Genomic DNA, 19,969 nt, shown 5'->3' on the forward strand with positions numbered 1-19,969 from the left:
GGGGGGGGGGGGGGGCCCCCGGGGGCCCCCCGGGTCCCCCCCCCCCGCCCCCAACCCCGGCTCCCGCGCCCCCCCCGCGCGCCCCCGGCCGCGGTCGGAACCGGTCCGGGGCCGCCGTGGGCCCTGCTCAGCGGCCCGAGGAGGCCAGGTCGTCCGGGAACAGCCGCAGCCGGTGCGCCAGTGCGGCCGCCTCGCCCCGGCCGCCGACCGCGAGCTTGCCGAGGATGTTGGAGACGTGCACGCTCGCGGTCTTCGGAGAGATGTACAGCTCCTCGGCGATCTGCCGGTTGGTCCAGCCGCGCGCGAGCAGGCGGAGCACGTCCCGCTCACGGGGGGTGAGGTTGAAGGAGTCCCCGGCGGCCTGGGCCGGCACCGCGGCCGACCGCTCGGCCGGGGCGAGGCTCAGCCCGGCCCGCTCGGCCAGCGCGGCGATCTGCCCGCCGAGCAGCCGGTCGTCCCGGACTGCCGCCAGTTCGGCCGCCTCGCGCAGCAGTTCGGCGCCGGCCTCGCGCCGGCCGGCCTGCACCTCGGCCTCGCCGGCCCGCAGCAGGGCCTGTGCCAGCGGGTACGGCAGGCCGGTCGGCCGCAGCGCCTCGACCGCGGCGGCCCAGACCTCCGGAGTGTCCGCGCCCTCGGCGCGGGCCAGTTCGGCCTCCAGCAGCCGGGCCCAGCCGTGGTGCAGCGGGGCCCGGGGACGCAGCTCGGCGGCGGCCGCCGCGATCGCGGCCAGCGCCCCCGGCCGGCCCGCCCCGGCCTGCGGCAGGCCCCGGCTGTCCGCCTCCACCGTCGCGGCCTCGGCCAGCAGCGGGTAGACGTCGGACTCGTGACCGAGCCGGCCGTCCTCCTCCAGCACGGCGAGCGCTTCGGCCCGGGCCTCCAGCGGCCGGCCGCCGAGCGCCGCGAGCCGCACCGCCAGCCGGCTGATCGGCACGCTGTGCTGGACCTGGCCGACCCGGTTGGCCGCCCGGGCCTGCGCCAGCATGGTCCCCGCGGTGGCCAGGTCCCCCTTGAGCAGGGCGAGTTCGCCGCGCATCCGGTCCAGGAACTCGGCGTGGGTGCCGGTCGGGCTGGCCGCCTCGTAGCCGGCCAGCACCTCGGCGGCCTCCCGGACCCGCCCGAGGTCGGTCAGCGCCTCGACCAGGTTGCCGGTCAGGATGGCGCCGATGTTGCGCAGCAGGCCGTTGCCGTCCGCGAACTCCAGGCCCTCCCGGGCCAGTCGGACCGCGTCCTCGGGGTGTCCCAGTCCGCGCTGCATGCTGGCCAGGTTGTTGATGCCGCGCAGCAGCAGGTCGGGCACGCCCAGCCGGCGGGCCCGTTCGACCGCCCCGGCGAGCTCGGCGAGCCCGCCCTCGGCGTCGCCCTGCACGTCGTAGCGCAGGCCGCCGAGGGTCATCCGGGCGTGCACCTCGACCGAGTGGGCGCCCACCTCCTCGGCGATCCGGATCGCCCGCTCGGCCAGCTCGATCGCCTCCGCGGTGGGCTTCTTGAGCATCGCCGTCCCGGCGCCGAGCGCGAGCACCTCGGCCTGCACCGCGGTCGGCGGCAGGTGCTCCACCAGCCGCAGCGCGTTCGCGATCTCCTCCTCGTCGCCGGAGCGGCGCAGACTGCCCAGCATCCGGGCCCGGTTGATCCGGAACCAGGCCGCGCGCACCGGGTGCTCCGCCTCGTCGACCAGCCGCAGCCCGCGCTTGGCCAGGCTCAGGCCGCGCTCCCGGTCGCCGCAGCGCCGGGCCGCGACCACCGCCTCGGCCAGCACGTCGACCAGCTGGATCCGGTCGCAGTCCTCGTCCGCGGCACTGTGGTCGCAGGAGCCCGGCGGGTAGGTCTCGGCCCAGTCGTACGGGCGCAGGGTGTGCGCCAGCACCTCCTCGGAGACCAGGTCCCACAGCTCCAGGGCCCGTTCCAGCATCCCGAGCTGCTCGGCGAAGGCGTTGCGGCGGCGGGCCGCGCGGGCGGCGTCCAGGGCCGTCGGCAGGGCGCGGGCCGGATCGTGCGCGTGGTACCAGTAGTTGGCCAGCCGGGCGGCCAGCGCGTCGCCCGGGACGAGCTGCGGCTGGGCCTCCACGACGAGCGCGAACTTGCGGTTGATCCGGTGCCGTTCGCCGGGCAGCAGGTCGTCCGAGACCGCCTCGCGGACCAGCGCGTGGCGGAACCGGTAGCCCTCGCCCTCGCTGTCCGGGCGCAGGATGTTGGCGCCGACGGCCGCCCGCAGCGCCTCGATCAGCGCCTCCTCGTCGTCGTCCAGGACGGCGGCCAGCAGGGCGTGTTCGACGTGCGAGCCGCCCTCGGCGGCGATCCGCACCACCCGCTGGGCCTCCTCGTCCAGGCCCTCGACCCGCACCAGCAGGATGTCCCGCAGCGAGTCGGTCAGCCCGGCTCCGCAGCCGTCCTCGAAGGCGGTGGCCAGCTCCTCGACGAAGAACGGGTTCCCCTCCGAGCGGCGGTGGATGCGGTCCACCAGCTGGCGGTCGGGGACGGTGGTGCCGAGGATGCCGGCCAGCTGGGCGGCCACCTCGCGCCGGTCGAACCGCGCCAGCTCCAGCCGCTGGACGGTGCGCAGCCGTTCGAGCTCGGCGAGGAAGGGGCGCAGCGGGTGCCGGCGGTGCAGGTCGTCGGTGCGGTAGGTGGCGACCAGCAGCACCCGGGACCGGTGCAGGGTGCGCACCAGGAAGGCGAGCAGCTCGCGGGTGGAGCGGTCGGACCAGTGCAGGTCCTCGACGGCGAGGACGAGGGTACGCTCCGCGCCGAGCCGCTCGAACAGCCTCGCGGTGTGCTCGAACAGCCGGGCCCGGCTGTACTCGTCGTTGGGTTCGCCGTCCACCTCGCCGAACTCGGAGAGCAGCAGGGCGAGGTGGCTCTCGCTGCCGGCCGCGGCGGCCTCCAGTTCGGGGCCCAGCGAGCGGTGCAGCCGGCGCAGCGCGGCGGCCAGCGGCGCGTACGGCAGGCCCTCGGCGCCGACCTCCAGACAACTGCCGAGCGAGGTGACCGCCCCGCGGGCGGCCGCCCGCTCCAGGAACTCCTCCAGCAGCCGGGTCTTGCCGACCCCCGCCTCCCCGCCGATCAGGATGGCCTGCGGGCTGCCGGTGCCGGCGCGGCGCAGCGCGTCGGTCAGCTCGGTGATCTCGCTGCCGCGGCCGACGAAGACGGGGCTGACCGATGTCTGCTGCATGGAGGCGAGCATGCCATAGCCGGTGGGGCCCGGCCGAGGGGTTATCTCCCCTGGCGAACGGGTCGAAGGACCCGAATGCCCGGAGGGGGAGACGCTGGTGAGCGTCTCCCCCTCCGGAGCTCCTTCGGCACCGCCGTGGTGCCGCGCCGTCAGCATTCGGGCCGACGCACGGGGCGCCGCTGGAAGCGGGCGGCCACCGGACGCTGCCGCAGTCGGCGGGCCTCCTTGGCCTCGCGCACCAGGCGCTCGTGCTCGGCGCGGGCCACGAGCTCGTGGGCCTGTTGCTGGAAGGTCTGGTACTCGATCATTTCCGGTTCCCCCTCGGGTTTTCCACTCCGTCTTGCTGACAGGTAAGAGCTTCCTCCGCCAGTGGGGGGTGCCGCATCGGGAGCGTGCCGCATCTTCCGGGGCCCGGATGCCTTAGATCGGTCTCCAAAAATGGTTTAAGGCCCCGCCTCACCCAGATACATAGGTGAGACGGGGCCTTAGGCCTTACTTAGAGGGCCTTAGATGCCTTAGATACCTTAGGAAGGCAGGGTCGACAGCCTAGGCCGCACCCAGCTTCTCCAAGATCAGGTCCTTCACGCGGGCGGCGTCGGCCTGGCCGCGGGTGGCCTTCATGACCGCGCCGACCAGCGCGCCCACGGCCTGGACCTTGCCGTCGCGGATCTTGGCGGCGATCGCCTCGTTCTCGGCGATGGCCTGGTCGACCGCGGCACCCAGCGCGGAGTCGTCCGAGACCACGGCCAGGCCGCGCTTCTCGACGATCCCGTCCGGCTCGCCCTCGCCGGCCAGCACGCCCTCGATGACCTGGCGGGCCAGCTTGTCGTTGAGCTTGCCCTCGGCGACCAGCGCGGCGACCCGGGCGACCTGCGCCGGGGTGATCGGCTGCTCGCTCAGCTCGGTGCCGGTCTCGTTGGCGCGACGGGCCAGCTCGCCCATCCACCACTTGCGGGCCTGGTCGGCCGGGGCACCGGCCGCGATGGTCTCCTGGATCGGCCCCACCGCACCGGCGTTGAGCACCGACTGCATGTCCTTGTCGGACAGGCCCCACTCCGCCTGCAGCCGGGCACGGCGCACCCGCGGCAGCTCGGGCAGAGCGGCGCGCAGCTCCTCGACCCACTCGCGGGTGGGGGCCACCGGCACCAGGTCCGGCTCGGGGAAGTAGCGGTAGTCCTCGGCGTTGTCCTTGATCCGGCCCGAGGTGGTGGAGCCGTCCTCCTCGTGGAAGTGGCGGGTCTCCTGGACGATGGTGCCGCCGTCGGTCAGCACCGTGGCGTGCCGCCGGACCTCGAACCGGGCCGCCCGCTCCACGCTGCGCAGCGAGTTGACGTTCTTGGTCTCCGAGCGGGTGCCGAAGGTCTCGGTGCCGTTCGGGCGCAGCGACAGGTTGACGTCGCAGCGCATCTGGCCCTTGTCCATCCGGGCCTCGGAGACACCGAGCGAACGGATCACCTCGCGCAGCTCGGCGACGTACGCCTTGGCGACCTCGGGGGCGCGCTCGCCGGCGCCGACGATCGGCTTGGTGACGATCTCGATCAGCGGGATGCCGGCCCGGTTGTAGTCGAGCAGCGAGTGGGTGGCGCCGTGGATGCGACCGGTGGCCCCGCCGACGTGGCTGGACTTGCCGGTGTCCTCCTCCATGTGGGCGCGCTCGATCTCCACCCGGAAGGTCGAGCCGTCCTCCAGCTGCACGTCGAGGTAGCCGTTGAAGGCGATCGGCTCGTCGTACTGCGAGGTCTGGAAGTTCTTGGGCATGTCCGGGTAGAAGTAGTTCTTCCGCGCGAACCGGCACCACTCGGCGATCTCGCAGTTCAGCGCCAGGCCGATCTTGACGGCCGACTCCACGCCGACCGCGTTGACCACCGGCAGCGAACCCGGCAGGCCCAGGCAGGTCGGGCAGGTCTGGCTGTTCGGCTCGGCACCCAGCTCGGTCGAGCAACCGCAGAACATCTTGGTCTTGGTGCCCAGCTCGACGTGGACCTCAAGGCCCATCACCGGGTCGTACGACGCGAGAGCGTCCTCGTAGGAGACCAGGTTCATGACGCTCACAGCGTCCCTTCTCACTTGAAGCTTGGGAGGTACGGGCCCGGCCACCGCGTCGCGCGGGGCCGGGCCAGGGCACTTGACTCAGCCCAGCAGCACGTCGTCGGAGCCCAGCCGGCGCAGCTCGCGCACCAGCAGGGCGGTGCCGGTGACCAGCGCGGCGGCGCCGACCAGGGCGTTGACCAGCTTGAGGGTGTCGCTCTCCTCGCGGGCCTTGCGGACGTCCTTGGCCACGGAGATCGCGCCGAACGCGCTGGTGCCGATGGACAGCCACAGACCGGGCTTGGAGTGCTTGAAGCCCTTCAGCGAGCCGGAGCCCTTGGTCTTCTCGATCTTGCTCACAGTGCCGGTGCCTCCTCCAGCAGGGTGTGCCCCCACTTGTCGTTGAGTGCGGCCTCGACGGCGCCGCCCACGCGGTACAGGCGGTCGTCCGCCATCGCGGGTGCGATGATCTGGAGGCCGACCGGGAGATTGTCCTCCGGGGCCAGGCCGACCGGCAGCGACATGGCCGCGTTGCCCGCCAGGTTCGACGGAATCGTGCACAGGTCGGCCAGGTACATCGCCATCGGGTCGTCGGCGCGCTCGCCGATCGGGAAGGCGGTGGTCGGTGTGGTCGGCGAGACCAGGACGTCCACGCCCGCGAAGGCCGCGTCGAAGTCGCGCGAGATGAGCGTGCGGACCTTCTGGGCCGAGCCGTAGTAGGCGTCGTAGTAGCCCGAGGACAGCGCGTAGGTGCCCAGGATGATGCGGCGCTTGACCTCGTCGCCGAAGCCGGCCTCGCGGGTCAGCGCGGTGACCTCCTCGGCCGAGCGCGAGCCGTCGTCGCCGACCCGCAGGCCGTAGCGCATCGCGTCGAAGCGGGCCAGGTTGGAGGAGCACTCCGACGGCGCGATCAGGTAGTACGCCGGCAGCGCCAGGGTGAAGGACGGGCAGGAGACCTCGACGACCTCGGCGCCCAGCTCGCGCAGCAGCTCCACCGACTCGTTGAAGCGCTGCATCACGCCGGCCTGGTAGCCCTCGCCGGCGAACTCCTTGACGACGCCGATCCGCATGCCGCGGATGTCGCGCATCCGCGCGGCCTCGACCACGGCCGGCACCGGCGCGTCGATCGAGGTGGAGTCCAGCGGGTCGTGCCCGGCGATGGCCTCGTGCAGCAGGGCCGCGTCCAGCACGGTGCGGGCGCACGGGCCGCCCTGGTCCAGGCTGCTGGAGAACGCGACCAGGCCGTAGCGGGACACCGAGCCGTAGGTCGGCTTGACGCCGACGGTGCCGGTGACGGCACCGGGCTGGCGGATCGAGCCGCCGGTGTCGGTGCCGATCGCCAGCGGGGCCTCGAAGGCGGCCAGCGCGGCGGCCGAACCGCCGCCGGAGCCGCCGGGGATGCGGGAGAGGTCCCACGGGTTGCCGGTCACGCCGTACGCGGAGTTCTCGGTGGAGGAGCCCATCGCGAACTCGTCCATGTTGGTCTTGCCGAGGATGACCACGCCGGCGTCCTTGAGACGGCTGGTCAGCGTGGCGTCGTACGGCGGGATCCAGCCTTCGAGCATCTTCGAGCCACAGGTGGTCGGGATGCCCTTGGTGGTGAAGACGTCCTTGAGCGCGAGCGGGACGCCGGCCAGCGGGCCCAGCTCCTCGCCCTTGGCGCGCTTCTCGTCGACGGCCCTGGCCGCGGCCAGCGCGCCCTCGGTGTCGACGTGCAGGAAGGCGTTGACCTTCTTGTCGACGGCGTCGATGCGGTCAAGGTGGGCCTGCGCGACCTCGACGGCGGACACCTCGCCCTTGGCGATGGCGCCCGCGGTCTCGGCGGCGGTGAAGCGAATCAGCTCGGTCATCTCGGTCAGTCCTCCCCGAGGATCTGCGGCACACGGAAACGCTGCTCCTCGGCGGCGGGGGCGCCGGACAGCGCCTGCTCCGGGGTGAGCGACGGCCGGACCTCGTCCGCACGCATGACGTTGGTCAGCGGCAGCGGGTGGGAGGTCGGCGGGACGTCCTGTCCGGCGACCTCGGAAACGCGGGCGACCGCGCCGATGATCACGTCGAGCTGCTCGGCGAAGTGGTCCAGCTCTTCGGGCTTCAGCTCAAGACGCGACAGCCGGGCGAGGTGGGCGACCTCCTCGCGCGTGATGCCAGGCATGCAGCGATCCTCAGGGTGAGTTCTGGTGAGACCCGGCTGTGCCTTGCGGGCGGTGCCGGGCCCGGGCAGGAGCAGCCGGTTCCGGCGCTCCGTCCTCGTGGTCTTTGGACCCCATCCTATGGGGCCCGTCCCCCGCCCCGGCCAACGAGTGAGCCGCGGCGCCCGTCACCGGCCCTCCCCGGGGCCGGACCGCGACCTCCGGCGGGCTACTGCGGCCGGGTGCGGGCCCAGCCCTGCGGTTTGATCTCCCGGTGCGCGGCCTGCACCACCTGGGCCACCGGCGGCAGCGTGGGCGGGATGACCGGCGGCCGGACCGGCGGGAGTGTCGGCGGCAGCACCGGGGGCCTGGCCGGCGGGGCGATCGGCTTGGCGTTCGGGACCGACGGGAAGCCCGCGGGCAGCTGGGGCGGCAGGCCGAGCCGCTCCACCGGCGGGGCGCCGGTGCGGTGCACCCGCAGCCAGGCGGTGGCCTGCTCGGCCGGCAGCGCGGCCGACACCAGCCAGCCCTGGACGGCGTCCACGCCCATGCAGTGCAGCCGCTCCCAGGTCTCGTCGTCCTCGACGCCCTCGGCGACCACGGTCAGGCCCAGCGAGTGGGCGAGCTCCACCGAGCAGCGGACCACCGCCGCGTCGTGGTCGTCGGCGACCATCCGGGAGACGAAGGAGCGGTCGATCTTGAGCTCGCCGACCGGCAGGCTGCGCAGCCGCACCAGCGAGGAGTGCCCGGTGCCGAAGTCGTCCAGGGACATCCCGACGCCGTAGCCGCGCAGCTCGGCCAGGGTGTCGGCGGCCCGCCGGGAGTCGTCCAGCAGCAGCCGCTCGGTGATCTCCAGCTGGAGCGCGTGGGCCGGCACCTGGTGGCGCACGAGGTGGCCGGCGACCCGCTGGGCGAAGCCGGGGTTGAGCACGTCGCGCGGCGAGACGTTGACCGCGACCTGCACCTGGAGGCCCTGGTCGCGCCAGTACGCGAGCTGGCCGACGGCCGCCTCCAGCACGTAGTCGGTGAGCCGGGGCATCAGGCCGCTGGACTCGGCGAGCCCGACGAACTCGTCCGGCGGGACCTTCCCCTGGCCGGGGCGCTCCCAGCGCAGCAGCGCCTCCAGGCCGACCACCCGGCCGTCGAAGGCCACCTTCGGCTGGTAGTGCAGCTGCACCTCGCCGGTCTCCAGTGCCCGGCGCAGGTCCCCCAACAGCCCGATCCGGTACGGCGTGTCGGCGTCCTGGGTCTCGTCGTACTGGGCGACGCCGCAGTGTCCGCGCTGGGCGTGGCCCATCGCGACGTCGGCCCGGCGCAGCAGGGCCTCGGCGTCCTGGGCGTGCTGCGGGTAGACGCAGACACCGCCGCTGGCCTCCAGGACGAGCAGCAGCCCGTCCAGCCGGATCGGGGCGGCCAGTTCGGCGATCAGCGCCTTGGCGACCCGCTCCAGGCTGTCCGGGCAGTTGATGCCGGGCAGCAGGACGGCGAACTCGTCGCCGCCCATCCGGGCCACCATCGGACGGCCTCGGCGGTAGTGCCGGGGCAGGCCGGCGAAGACGTCGTCGATGGACTCCCGGGTGGCGCTGCCGGCCGGTCCGCCGGAGCGCAGGGCCCGGTGCAGCCGGCGGGCGATGTGAACCAGCAGCCGGTCACCGGCCGTATGACCCAGTGTGTCGTTGAGTGATCGGAAGCGATCGAGATCGAGCAGGATGAGACCGACGCTGTAGCCCTGACCACACTCCGCGATCGCCTCCTGGGCGGCCAACAGCAGGGCCTGACGGTTGGGCAGATCCGTCAGCGGGTCGGTCAGTTGGTCGCGGGCGCGGTCCCGGGCGATCCGCCAGGCCGCCACCAGCACCGCCAGGGGCACGGCGAACAGCGGCAGCAACTCGGGTTCGTACCGGTAGACCAGGACGGCCAGCGGGATGAGCGGCGCGGCTCCGGCCAGCAGCACGCCGAGCAGCAGGACCGCACCCGCCACCCCCTGCGGCGGGCGTGTGGGCGCACCGCCGGTCGTACGATCCATAAGCCCTGTCCTCCGTCGGGCCCGCCCCGTCGGGCCGCCTTACGGTGAGGCACCGTGCCGGTACCGACAGCTGCCGGGCATGGAGCGACCCCGCGGAACACCGGCCCAGCCGGTGCCCCCACCCCTGCTGACACTCTGTTGCGCTCCAGGGTATGCCGGGGTCCACCCGGTGGGCAGACTTTCGGACAACCGGAAACGCGCCACCGCTCCCGGGTGCCGCACAGTGACACAATGCCCGCTTTCACTGTGCGGCACCCGATGACGTTGCATCAGGACGATAACAACACCGATCCGGTCACCGACCGCTCGGGTCCGCTCCGGGTCAGTCCTCGACGGGCTCCTTCTTCGCCTCCTCGGCCCCCTCCGGCTCCGGAAGCCCCAGGTGGGCACGGGCGGCGGACGGCCCGTCGGCGAGCAGGACGGCGAACCCGGCGTCGTCCAGGACCGGCAGGCCGAGCTGAACAGCCTTGTCGTACTTGGACCCAGGGTTGTCACCAGCGACCACAAAATCGGTCTTTTTCGAAACCGAACCGGTCACTTTCGCTCCGCGCGAGGTCAGCGCCTCCTTGGCACCGTCCCGGGTGTGGCCGGCCAGCGTGCCGGTCACCACCACGGTCAGGCCCTCCAGCGGGCGCTCCGCCTCCTCGTCGTCCGCGAACTCCTCGGTGAAGCGGACGCCGTCCGCCTCCCAGTTCCGGAGGATCTCCCGGTGCCACTCCTCCGCGTACCACTCCCGGATCGAGCGGGCGATGGTCGGGCCGACCCCCTCGACGGCCGCCAGCTGCTCCTCGCTCGCCTCGAAGATCTTCGTCAGATCGCGGAACTCCCGGGCCAGCGCCTGCGCGGCGACCGGACCGACGTGCCGGATCGACAGCCCGTTGACGAACCGCCACAGCGGCCGCCCCTTCGCCGCGTCCAGGTTGTCGATCAGGGCCTGGAGCGACTTCTTCGGCTCGCCCTTGGTGGTGGCGAAGAAGAAGACCTCCTTCTCCTTGCCCGTCCTGTCGTCCAGCTTCGGCATGCCGGTCTTCGGGTCCCGGACCAGCACCTTGATCGGCAGCAGCTTCTCCCGCGTCAGCCGGAAGATGTCGGCCTCGTTCCGCACCGGCGCCTCGGCCGGCTCCAGCGGCTGGGTCAGCGCGGTGGCCGCGACGTAGCCCAGCCCCTCCACGTCCAGGCACTGCCGCCCGCCGAGGAAGGCGATCCGCTCCCGGATCTGGGCCGGGCAGCGCTCCGCGTTCGGGCAGCGCAGGTCGATGTCGCCCTCGGCCATCGGCCGCAGCTCGCTGTCGCACTCCGGACAGTGCGAGGGCATCACGAAGGCCTGCTCGGTGCCGTCCCGCAGGTCGTAGACCGGGCCGAGGATCTCCGGGATGACGTCGCCGGCCTTGCGCAGCACGATCGTGTCGCCGAGCAGCACGTCCTTGGCCTTGACGACCTCCTGGTTGTGCAGCGTCGCGTACTGCACCATCGAGCCGGCCACCTTCACCGGCTCGGCCAGCACCGCGTACGGGGTGGCCCGGCCGGTGCGGCCGATGCCGACCTTGATCTCGGCCAGCTTCCCGGTGACCTCCTCCGGCGGGTACTTCCAGGCGATCGCCCAGCGCGGGGACTTGGAGGTGGCGCCGAGCCGGCCCTGCAGGGCGATCTCGTCCACCTTCACCACGACGCCGTCGATCTCGTGCTCGACCGAGTGCCGCTGCTCGCCGAAGTGCTCGATGAAGGCCCGCACCTCGGCGAGCGTCTTCACCACCTGGTTGTGACGGGCGGTGGGCAGGCCCCAGTCGTGCAGCAGCCGGTAGGCGTGCGACTGGTTGTCGATGTCGAAGCCCACCCGGGCGCCGATGCCGTGCACCACCATGTGCAGCGGGCGGGAGGCGGTGACGTGCGGGTCCTTCTGGCGCAGCGAACCGGCGGCGGCGTTGCGGGGGTTCATGAACAGCCGGATCAGCGCCCGGGGCCGCTTGCCCTCCTTGGCGCGCTCCTCGTTCTCCTGCCGGCGGCGCTCGTTCTCCTCCGCGAAGGAGGCGTTGAGCGCGTCGAACTCCTCGGTCGGGAAGTAGACCTCGCCGCGGATCTCCACCAGCTCCGGGATGTTCTCGCCCTTGAGCCGGTGCGGGATCTCCTTGATGGTGCGGACGTTGGGGGTGATGTCCTCGCCGACCCGGCCGTCGCCGCGCGTCGCCGCCTGCACCAACTGGCCGTTCTCGTAGGTGAGGTTGACGGCCAGGCCGTCCACCTTGAGCTCGCACAGGTAGTGGTAGTCGATGCCCTGCAGCTCGGTGGCGACCCGCTCGGCCCAGGCGGACAGCTCCTCGTCGTCCATCGCGTTGTCCAGGCTGAGCAGCCGCTCGCGGTGCTCGACCTCGGCGAACAGCCCGGTGGCCGCGCCGCCGACCTTCTGGGTCGGCGAGTCCGGGGTGACCAGGGCCGGGTGCTCGGCCTCGATCCCCTCCAGCTCCCGCATCAGGGCGTCGAACTCGGCGTCGCTGACGACCGGCGCGTCCTGCTCGTAGTACCGGGCCCGGTGGTCGGTGATCTCCTGCGCCAGCTCGGCGTGCCGCCCGCGCACCTCCGCCGGGACGTCCTCCCAGCCCTCGACAGCCGTCACCGCAAGCCCTCCTGCACTCTCATTCCGGGTTGTCCACCAGGCTCTGTGCCGCCCGCGCCGCGGACGACAGCGCCCTGCGCGCGTACGCCGGGGACGCCCCGGCCAGCCCGCAGGTCGGTGTCACCAGCACGCGGCGGCCCAGCAGCTCCGGGGCGAACCCGAGCCTGCGCCACAAGGTCCTGACACCCTGGACACTACCGGCAGGGTCGGACACCGCCTGGTCAGTGGCGGGGACGACACCGGCGAGGATCGTCGTGCCGCCCTCCACGGCCTCGCCGAGGTCGTCGTCCTGGCGCTCGGTGAGGAGCGAGAAGTCGAGGGAGATCCCGGCCACCCCGGCGCGGCGCAGCAGCGGAACCGGGACGTCCGGCGCGCAGCTGTGCACCACCACGGGCGCGTCGAGGTTCCGGATCACCTCGCGCAGCACCTCCTCGGCGACCTGCCGGTCGACGGCGCGCAGCCGCTGGAAGCCGCTGGCGGTCTTCACCGACCCGGCCAGGACGGCGGGCAGCGAGGGCTCGTCCAGCTGCAGCACGACCTCGGCGCCGGGCACCCGCCTGCGGACGTCCGCGAGGTGGCGGCGCAGGCCCTCGGTGAGCGAGCCGGCGATGTCGCGGCACGCGCCGGGGTCGGCGAGCGCCTTCTCGCCGTGCTTGAGCTCGATGTTCGCCGCCAGCGTCCAGGGGCCGACGGCCTGGACCTTGAGCGCCCCCTGGTGGCCCTGGGTGAACTCCTCCAGCGCGTCCAGGTCCTCGCCGAGCCAGGAGTGGGCGCGCCGGGTGTCCCGGCCCGGACGGTCGGTGAACCGCCAGCCGCTCGGCTCGGTCTGCGCGAACAGTTCGACCAGCAGGCCGGCGCCGCGCCCGATCATGTCGGCGCCCGGCCCGCGGGCGGGCAGCTCGGGCAGGAACGGCAGGTGCTCCAGTGCCCCGGTGGAGGTCTTGGCGGCCTCCCGGGCGTCGGTGCCGGGCAGCGAACCGACGCCGGTGGCGGCGCCGCGCAGGTCGGGGAAGGTGTGTGGGGTGCTCACCCGCCCGAGCCTACTCAGCCGGACGGCCCCGGTGCCGGGCGCGGGGCTCGGTACCGGGGCCGTCGGGCACGCGGAGGCCGGGTCGGCATCCGGTGCGCGCACGGAAAGTCGGACCGGCCGACCTCCCGTGCGGCGCGCTACCGCCCGGGGCGGACGGTGATGTCGGTGATCTCCGCGTCCCGGGACGCGTCGAGGGCGGCGAGGATCGCCCTGGCGACGGACGCGGGCTCGATCCAGCGGCCGGCGTCGTACTCCTTGCCCTCCTGCTGGTGCACCTTCACCTGCATCGCGGTGGCGGTGCGGCCCGGGTAGACGGAGGTGACCCGGACGCCGTTGGCGTGCTCCTCGTGGCGCAGCGCGTCGGCGAGCGCCTTGAGGCCGTGCTTGCTGGCCGCGTACGCCGACCACTCGGCGTGGGCGTTGAGGCCCGCGCCGGAGTTCACGAAGAGCACATGGCCCTTGACCAGCCGGATCGACGGCAGCAGCAGGCGGGTCAGCTCGGCGGGGGCGATGAGGTTGACGTTCAGCGTCTCCTGCCAGGCCTTGGGGGTCAGGTCGCCGACCGGGCCGAGCTCGACCGTGCCCGCGACGTGCAGGAGGGAGTCCAGCTCGACCGGCAGCTGCTGGTGGCCGAAGGCCCAGGACAGCTTGCCCGGATCGCCGAGGTCCCCGACGAGGGTGCGGGCCCCGGGGAAGCGCTCGCGCAGTTCGGCGGCCCGACGGGCGTCGCGGGCCAGCAGCCAGAGCTCGTCCCCGCGCTCGGCGAGTCGCTCGGCGAGTACGGCGCCGATGCCGGAGCCGGCGCCAGTGATCAGATGTGCAGCCATGGTCGTGATCCAATCAGGCCTTGAGCTGGGCGAAAACCTCGGCGGGCGTGTCCGCGAAGGTGATCAGCTCGGCGAGCGGGCGCGGCAGGAAGCCCTCGGCGTCCATCCGCTCCATCTGGGTGCGCAGGCCCGTGTAGAAGCCCTCGGTGTCCAGGACCACCACCGGCTTGTCGAACATCCCGTGCTTCTTGAGCTCCAGCACCTCGGTGACCTCGTCCAGGGTGCCCAGCCCGCCCACCAGCACGACGATCGCGTCCGCCCGCGAGGCCAGCTCGGCCTTGCGCTCCGGCAGGTCGGCCGTCCACACCAGCTCGTCGGCGCCGACGTACGCCTTGTGCCGCAGCATCTCGACCATCACGCCGACGAGCCTGCCGCCCGCCGCCTTCACCTCGTCGGCGAGCAGCCCCATCAGCCCGGCGTTCGAGCCGCCCCACACCAGCGTGTGCCCGCCCTCCCCCAGAAGCCGGGCGAACTCCGCGGCGGGGGCGGAGTAGCGGTCGTCGAGCGAGTACGCGGAGCAGAAGACAGAGATATTCATAGTGTCGTCCGGTCTATCACGCCCCGCGGCAGGACTTCACCGGGGATTCCCCGCCGGGCGCGGGGCGGGCTCAGGCGGTGACGGCCGGGCGCTCGGTGGTGGCGGCCGGGCGCTCGGTGGTGGCGATGGTGGCGGAGCCGACGACACGGGTGCCGTCGTAGACGACCACGGCCTGGCCGGGGGCGATGCCCCGCACCGGGGTGTCCAGTTCCACCCGCAGCTCGCCGTCGACGACCGCGGCGCTCACCGGCACCTCCTCGCCGTGGGCGCGCAGCTGGGCGGTGTAGCGGCCGTCCGCGAGGGGCTCGGTGCCGCACCAGCGGGGGCGGATGGCGGTCAGCCCGGTCACGTCGAGGCCCTCGACCGGGCCGACCGTGACGGTGTTGTTCACCGGGGAGATGTCCAGCACGTAGCGCGGCTTGCCGTCGGCCGCCGGCCGGCCGATCCGCAGGCCCTTGCGCTGGCCGATGGTGAAGCCGTACGCGCCGTCGTGCTCGCCGAGCTTGGTGCCGTCGACGTCGAGGATGTCGCCGGTGGCGGTGCCGAGGTGCTGGGCCAGGAAGCCCTGGGTGTCGCCGTCGGCGATGAAGCAGATGTCGTGGCTGTCGGGCTTCTTGGCGACGGCCAGGCCGCGGCGCTCGGCCTCGGCCCGGATCTCCTCCTTGGTGGTGTCACCGAGCGGGAAGAGCGAGTGGGCGAGCTGGTCGGCGTCGAGCACGCCGAGGACGTAGGACTGGTCCTTGGCGCCGTCCACGGCCCGGTGCAGCTCGCGCGAGCCGTCCGGCAGGTCGACGATCCGGGCGTAGTGGCCGGTGCAGACGGCGTCGAAGCCGAGCGCGATCGCCTTGTCCAGCAGCGCCGCGAACTTGATCTTCTCGTTGCAGCGCAGGCACGGGTTGGGCGTGCGCCCGGCCGCGTACTCGGCGACGAAGTCGTCGATGACGTCCTCGCGGAAGCGCTCGGCGAGGTCCCAGACGTAGAAGGGGATGCCGATCACGTCGGCCGCCCGCCAGGCGTCCCGGGAGTCCTCGATGGTGCAGCAGCCGCGCGCGCCGGTCCGGAAGGACTGCGGGTTGGCGGAGAGCGCCAGGTGGACGCCGGTCACCTCGTGCCCCGCTTCGACGGCGCGGGCGGCGGCGACGGCGGAGTCGACTCCGCCGGACATCGCCGCGAGCACGCGCAGACGGCCGGTGGACGGAGTGGTCGGGGCACCCGGGAAGTCAGTCATGATGGCAACAAGGGTACGGGGTGGCCCGCCTGTTCCCGGAGCCGAGATCAGCGCCGCACCGACGCCAGCCCCGCGTTGCGCGCCCGCTCGACGGCCGGCCCGATGGCCTTCCCCAGCGCCGTGACGTCCTCCGGCACCGAGGTGTGCCCGAGCGAGAACCGCAGTGAGGCGCGCGCCAGCAGCGGGTCGACGCCCATCGCGAGCAGCACGTGGCTGGGCTGCGGCACCCCGGCCGAGCAGGCGGAGCCCGTCGAGCACTCGATGCCCTGGGCGTCCAGCAGCATCAGCAGCGCGTCGCCCTCGCAGCCGGGGAAGGAGAAGTGCGCATTGGCGGGCAGCCGGCCCTCGGCCGACGGGTCGCCGTTGAGGATCGCGTCCGGTACGGCGGCCAGCACCGACGCCACCAGTTCGTCCCGTAGCGCGCCGAGCGTGACCGCGTGCTCGGCCCGCCGCTCGACGGCGAGCGCCGCGGCGGCCGCGAAGCCGGCCGAGCCGGGGGCGTCGAGGGTGCCGGAGCGCACGTCGCGTTCCTGCCCGCCGCCGTGCAGCAGCGGTACGGGCGCGGCGCCCCGGGAGAGCAGCAGGGCGCCGATGCCGAACGGGCCGCCGATCTTGTGCCCGGTGACGGTGAGCGCGGTGAGGCCGGACTCGGCGAAGGAGACCGGGACCTGACCGAGCGCCTGCACGGCGTCGGCGTGCACCGGGATGCCGTACTCGGCCGCCACGGCGGTCAGTTCGCGCACCGGCTGGACGGTGCCGACCTCGTTGTTGGCCCACATCACGGTGACCAGCGCCACCGACGCCGGGTCGCGTTCGATCGCCGACCGCAGCGCCTCGGGGTGCACCCGGCCGTACCCGTCCACCGGCAGGTACTCGACCTCGGCGCCCTCGTGCTCGGAGAGCCAGTGCACCGCGTCCAGCACCGCGTGGTGCTCGACCGGGCTGCACAGCACCCGGGTGCGGGCCGGGTCGGCGTCCCGGCGGGCCCAGTACAGGCCCTTGACCGCCAGGTTGTCGGATTCGGTGCCGCCGCCGGTGAGCACGATCTCGCTGGGGCGGGCGCCCAGCGAATCGGCCAGCGATTCCCGGGACTCCTCGACCACCCGGCGGGCCCGGCGGCCGGCCGCGTGCAGGGCCGAGGCGTTGCCGACCACCCCCAGGTGCGCCGTCATCGCGGCGATCGCCTCGGGCAGCATCGGCGTGGTCGCCGCATGGTCCAGGTATGGCATAACCATCCGATTGTAGAGCGCGGCACCGCAGGGGGTTCCGGGCCGGGGCGGTTCCAGCCACGCACGGCCCGCACCGGCCGGCACCGGCCCGGACGCACCGCGGACGAACCACGGGTGCGCCGCACCGCGGACGCACCACTTCCGGACGGCCGCGTCCGGCAGTGGTTTGTACCACTGAGCCACCCAGCGGTTAGCCTGACGCCATCAGTCAGCCGGATCCACGGGAAACGCCATGTCGCAGTCGGTCGACCGCGCGCTGACCCTGCTCGACGCACTCGGCGACGCGCCGCTCTCGCTGGAGCAGGCCGCCAGCAGCCTCGGGGTGCACAAGTCCACCGCCCTGCGGCTGCTGCGCACCCTGGAGGAGCACGGCTTCGCCCGCCGCCAGCCGGACCTGCGCTACCGGCTGGGCGGCCGGGTGCTCTCGCTGGCCCACCGCGCGCTGGAGGACTTCGACGTCCGGCAGGTCGCCGCGCCGTACCTGGCCGCGCTCAACGCCCGCTGCGGCTACACCGTCCGGCTGGCCGTGCTGCACGACGGCGAGGTGCTCTACCTGGACGAGGTGGCCGGGTTGCCGGGCGCCGAGCCGTCCCGGATCGGGCGCCGGGCCCCGGTGGACGGGACGGCGGTCGGCCGGGTGCTGCTCGCCGGGCTGTCGGCGGACGGCGTCCCCGAGGAGCCCGAGCTGGCGGCGGTGCGCCGCCGGGGCTGGGCGGCCGAGTCCTGCGAGCACCGGGAGCCGGTGACCTGCGTGGCCGCGCCGGTCGCGGGCAGCGGCGGACGGACGGTCGCGGCCTGCGCGCTGAGCGCCCCGGCGAGCGAGGTGCCGCCCGGCGAACTGGCCCGGATGGTGCCGGAACTGCTCTGCACGGCCGAGGCGATCTCGCTCGCGTACGGCGGCTCGCCTACTCCTCGCTGGTGCGAGAACCGTTGCGGTGCCAGGCCCGCGGGGCACGCCAGCCGTACTTCAGCGCGAGCATCCGCAGCCCGAAGGCGGTGAGCGCGGCCGCGGTTCCGGTGATGCCGGTGAGGCGGTCCGCGCCGATCAGCAGCGCGACCAGGGTGGCGCCGACCAGGGCGGGGACGGCGTAGATCTCCCGGTCCCAGCGCAGCAGCGAGGGGATCTCCCCGGCCAGCACGTCGCGGATCACGCCGCCGCCGGCCGCGGTCACCATGCCGAGCGCGATCGCCGCGACCGCGCCGAGCCCGAAGTCGTGGGCCTTGGCGGTGCCGGTCACGCAGAACAGCCCGAGCCCGAGCGCGTCCAGGGTCTGCACGGCCCGGTTGATCCGCTCGACCTCCGGGTGCAGGAAGAACACCACCAGCGCGGCGCCCAGCGGGGTCACGAAGTAGCCGAGGTTGGTGAACGCGGCGACCGGGGTGGCGCCGATCACCAGGTCGCGCATCACGCCACCGCCGAGGGCGGTGACCTCGGCCAGCACACAGATCCCGAAGATGTCCATGTTCTTGCGGACGGCGAGCAGGCCCCCGGAGAGGGCGAAGACGAAGATGCCGACGAGGTCCAGCGACTGCTGCACGTCGGTCGGGAAGAGCTGGGATGTCACCGTCCATGTGTACCCGATTCGCGCGGGTGTTCCGGCGAACGTCCGTGCTCCGGATACGAACGCACCGCCGGAGCGGCGGCGAACCCCTTGCGCGCCGCGGGGCCGAACCGGTTCGGCTAGCCTCCGCCTGTGAAGCTCGCGAAGCCCGGGTCAGCCCCGAAGCCGCCGCCGGAGCCGTCGAAGTCGCCGAAGTCCTCGAAGTCGCCGGGCTCCCCCGCCTCCGCCCGGCTCGGCTGGCTCGACGCGCTGCGCGGCATCGCCGCCCTCGCCGTCGCCATGCACCACTTCGGGCTGCTCGGCAAGATCCCGCACGCGGGCGGGGTGCCGCGCCACCTGGACCTCGGCTTCTTCGGCGTGATGCTGTTCTTCCTGGTCAGCGGGTACATCATCCCGGCCTCGCTGGAACGCCGGGGCGACGTCCGGGCGTTCTGGACGGGGCGGCTCTTCCGCATCTACCCCGCGGTGGCCGTCACGGTGGTGGCGAGTCTGCTGGTGCTGCCCCGCAGCGGCCAGATCGTCCAGAGCTTCCCCTTCGACCACCCGGTGCTGTCGCTCGCCGCCAACGGCCTGCTGCTCCAGGACCTGCTGGGGGTGCCCAGCACCATCGGGGTGATGTGGTCGCTCACCTACGAGATGGTCTTCTACTACTTCGTGTGCGCCCTGTTCGTGCGGGGGTGGCACCGGCACAGCGCGCCGATCGCGGTCGGCTTCGCGTCCGTCGCCCTGGTGCTCGGCACCTGGCTGCCGATCGGCGGGATCTCGGTGGACCTGGCGGCCACCGGGCGCCTGGTGGCGGCGGCCGGGATCGTGGTGCTGATGGCGGCGGCCTGCATCGCCACCGCCCGCCCGGACCTGACCCGTTGGGGCGCGCTGCTGCTCGGCGGCCTGGGCCTGGTCCTGATCACGGTGAACAGCCGGACCACCGGCTTCGAGACCATGCTGATCTTCGCGACCATGTTCGCCGGCACCGTGCTGTACCGGCTGGAGCACGGCCTGCTCGACCGGCTCCCGGCCCTGCTCTGCTGCGGCTTCGTGATCGTCACCGGCGTCACGGTCGGCTACCTGTACAACCGCGACACGGCGCTCTGGCACACCTGGACGCCCTCGTGGGAGTCCTTCTCGTCCGCCTACCTCGCCGCCTGGGCCCTGTTCGCGGCCGCCATGCTGCTGCGCCGCCGCCGCTTCCCGCGCTGGCTCGGCGGGCTCGGCACGATCAGCTTCTCGGTCTACCTGCTGCACGGCCCGCTGATGTACTTCCTCGGCTGGAAGCTGCGGAACCACCCGCCGATCGTCGGGCCGAAGGGGCAGGCCGCGCTCACCCTCGGCTACCTGGCGGCGGTCGTGGTGCTCTCCTGGCTGTCGTACCGGCTGGTCGAGATCCCGTTCCAGAACCTGGGCCGCAGGGCGGTCCGGGCGCTGGACCGCCGCTTCCCGGCCCCCGCCCCGACGCCGCTCGCCGCGGCCGCCCCGGGTCCGCGCGTGCCGGAGCCGGAGCCGGCTGCCGGCGTCTGAGGCGCGGACCGCCAGGAGGGCGCCCGGCCCCGCCAGTACCGGGGGGGGGGGCGGCCGGGCGGAGTTCGAGAGGCTCC

Annotated in this window: 16 protein-coding genes; 2 read left to right on the forward strand and 14 right to left on the reverse strand. The window is 73.5% G+C overall.

The window, feature by feature from the left end:
- Positions 1–127: 127 nt before the first annotated feature.
- The 13 genes from ACFVHV_RS38185 to ACFVHV_RS38245 form a co-directional block, all read right to left on the reverse strand.
- Complete coding sequence (locus tag ACFVHV_RS38185; RefSeq protein WP_359901547.1) at positions 128–3,169, reverse strand: AAA family ATPase; 3,042 nt, start codon at positions 3,167–3,169, stop codon at positions 128–130.
- A gap of 149 nt (positions 3,170–3,318) precedes the next feature.
- On the reverse strand, positions 3,319–3,477 hold the full coding sequence (locus ACFVHV_RS38190; protein ID WP_158077676.1) for a hypothetical protein: 159 nt from the start codon (positions 3,475–3,477) through the stop codon (positions 3,319–3,321).
- A 238-nt stretch (positions 3,478–3,715) separates the two neighbouring features.
- Positions 3,716–5,221: an Asp-tRNA(Asn)/Glu-tRNA(Gln) amidotransferase subunit GatB gene (gatB, locus tag ACFVHV_RS38195; RefSeq protein WP_359901544.1), complete on the reverse strand. Its 1,506-nt coding sequence runs from the start codon at positions 5,219–5,221 to the stop codon at positions 3,716–3,718.
- A gap of 78 nt (positions 5,222–5,299) precedes the next feature.
- Positions 5,300–5,557 (reverse strand): hypothetical protein, encoded by a 258-nt coding sequence (locus ACFVHV_RS38200; protein WP_359901541.1) that lies wholly within the window; start codon positions 5,555–5,557, stop codon positions 5,300–5,302.
- Positions 5,554–7,047: an Asp-tRNA(Asn)/Glu-tRNA(Gln) amidotransferase subunit GatA gene (gene gatA / locus ACFVHV_RS38205; RefSeq protein ID WP_359901538.1), complete on the reverse strand. Its 1,494-nt coding sequence runs from the start codon at positions 7,045–7,047 to the stop codon at positions 5,554–5,556. The genes ACFVHV_RS38200 and gatA overlap by 4 nt, the downstream gene beginning before the upstream one ends.
- Before the next feature lie 5 nt (positions 7,048–7,052).
- Positions 7,053–7,349 carry an Asp-tRNA(Asn)/Glu-tRNA(Gln) amidotransferase subunit GatC gene (gene gatC, locus ACFVHV_RS38210; RefSeq protein ID WP_030057414.1) on the reverse strand — a complete coding sequence of 99 codons (297 nt, stop codon included), beginning with the start codon at positions 7,347–7,349 and terminating at the stop codon, positions 7,053–7,055.
- Positions 7,350–7,555: 206 nt separating this feature from the next.
- Positions 7,556–9,352 carry a bifunctional diguanylate cyclase/phosphodiesterase gene (locus tag ACFVHV_RS38215; RefSeq protein ID WP_359901535.1) on the reverse strand — a complete coding sequence of 599 codons (1,797 nt, stop codon included), beginning with the start codon at positions 9,350–9,352 and terminating at the stop codon, positions 7,556–7,558.
- A 322-nt stretch (positions 9,353–9,674) separates the two neighbouring features.
- The gene (gene ligA / locus ACFVHV_RS38220) at positions 9,675–11,963 is read right to left on the reverse strand and encodes an NAD-dependent DNA ligase LigA (RefSeq protein ID WP_380357700.1); all 2,289 of its coding nucleotides are present in this window, start codon (positions 11,961–11,963) and stop codon (positions 9,675–9,677) included.
- 19 nt (positions 11,964–11,982) lie between these two features.
- Complete coding sequence (locus tag ACFVHV_RS38225; protein WP_359901529.1) at positions 11,983–12,993, reverse strand: methionine synthase; 1,011 nt, start codon at positions 12,991–12,993, stop codon at positions 11,983–11,985.
- 137 nt (positions 12,994–13,130) lie between these two features.
- Positions 13,131–13,820 (reverse strand): SDR family oxidoreductase, encoded by a 690-nt coding sequence (locus ACFVHV_RS38230; RefSeq protein ID WP_359901526.1) that lies wholly within the window; start codon positions 13,818–13,820, stop codon positions 13,131–13,133.
- A gap of 13 nt (positions 13,821–13,833) precedes the next feature.
- Positions 13,834–14,358, reverse strand: coding sequence for a TIGR00730 family Rossman fold protein (locus ACFVHV_RS38235; protein WP_359901523.1), 525 nt, complete (start codon positions 14,356–14,358; stop codon positions 13,834–13,836).
- A 70-nt stretch (positions 14,359–14,428) separates the two neighbouring features.
- Positions 14,429–15,586, reverse strand: a complete 1,158-nt coding sequence (mnmA, locus tag ACFVHV_RS38240; RefSeq protein ID WP_380357703.1) for a tRNA 2-thiouridine(34) synthase MnmA — start codon at positions 15,584–15,586, stop codon at positions 14,429–14,431.
- A gap of 47 nt (positions 15,587–15,633) precedes the next feature.
- Positions 15,634–16,815, reverse strand: coding sequence for a cysteine desulfurase family protein (locus ACFVHV_RS38245; RefSeq protein ID WP_380357705.1), 1,182 nt, complete (start codon positions 16,813–16,815; stop codon positions 15,634–15,636).
- A 232-nt stretch (positions 16,816–17,047) separates the two neighbouring features.
- On the opposite strand from ACFVHV_RS38245, the gene ACFVHV_RS38250 reads away from it, so the two are divergent.
- Positions 17,048–17,815 carry an IclR family transcriptional regulator gene (locus tag ACFVHV_RS38250; protein ID WP_359901515.1) on the forward strand — a complete coding sequence of 256 codons (768 nt, stop codon included), beginning with the start codon at positions 17,048–17,050 and terminating at the stop codon, positions 17,813–17,815.
- Here the strand turns inward: ACFVHV_RS38250 and ACFVHV_RS38255 are convergent.
- Positions 17,721–18,380, reverse strand: coding sequence for a trimeric intracellular cation channel family protein (locus ACFVHV_RS38255; protein WP_359901512.1), 660 nt, complete (start codon positions 18,378–18,380; stop codon positions 17,721–17,723). The two genes, ACFVHV_RS38250 and ACFVHV_RS38255, sit on opposite strands and share 95 nt — an antisense overlap.
- Positions 18,381–18,509: 129 nt before the next feature.
- On the opposite strand from ACFVHV_RS38255, the gene ACFVHV_RS38260 reads away from it, so the two are divergent.
- The gene (locus tag ACFVHV_RS38260) at positions 18,510–19,892 is read left to right on the forward strand and encodes an acyltransferase family protein (RefSeq protein ID WP_380357707.1); all 1,383 of its coding nucleotides are present in this window, start codon (positions 18,510–18,512) and stop codon (positions 19,890–19,892) included.
- The last annotated feature ends 77 nt before the right edge of the window (positions 19,893–19,969 follow it).

This window comes from Kitasatospora sp. NPDC127116, assembly GCF_042677365.1.
GTDB classification, from domain to species: domain Bacteria; phylum Actinomycetota; class Actinomycetes; order Streptomycetales; family Streptomycetaceae; genus Kitasatospora; species Kitasatospora lactacystinica.

Coding starts and splice junctions, on each gene's coding strand:
- gatA (WP_359901538.1), bottom strand. CDS start 7,047: ATGACCGAGCTGATTCGCTTCACCGCCGCCGAGACCGCGGGCGCCATC.
- ACFVHV_RS38235 (WP_359901523.1), bottom strand. CDS start 14,358: ATGAATATCTCTGTCTTCTGCTCCGCGTACTCGCTCGACGACCGCTAC.
- mnmA (WP_380357703.1), bottom strand. CDS start 15,586: ATGACTGACTTCCCGGGTGCCCCGACCACTCCGTCCACCGGCCGTCTG.
- gatC (WP_030057414.1), bottom strand. CDS start 7,349: ATGCCTGGCATCACGCGCGAGGAGGTCGCCCACCTCGCCCGGCTGTCG.
- ACFVHV_RS38190 (WP_158077676.1), bottom strand. CDS start 3,477: ATGATCGAGTACCAGACCTTCCAGCAACAGGCCCACGAGCTCGTGGCC.
- ACFVHV_RS38215 (WP_359901535.1), bottom strand. CDS start 9,352: ATGGATCGTACGACCGGCGGTGCGCCCACACGCCCGCCGCAGGGGGTG.
- ACFVHV_RS38245 (WP_380357705.1), bottom strand. CDS start 16,815: ATGCCATACCTGGACCATGCGGCGACCACGCCGATGCTGCCCGAGGCG.
- ACFVHV_RS38230 (WP_359901526.1), bottom strand. CDS start 13,820: ATGGCTGCACATCTGATCACTGGCGCCGGCTCCGGCATCGGCGCCGTA.
- ACFVHV_RS38185 (WP_359901547.1), bottom strand. CDS start 3,169: ATGCAGCAGACATCGGTCAGCCCCGTCTTCGTCGGCCGCGGCAGCGAG.
- ACFVHV_RS38250 (WP_359901515.1), top strand. CDS start 17,048: ATGTCGCAGTCGGTCGACCGCGCGCTGACCCTGCTCGACGCACTCGGC.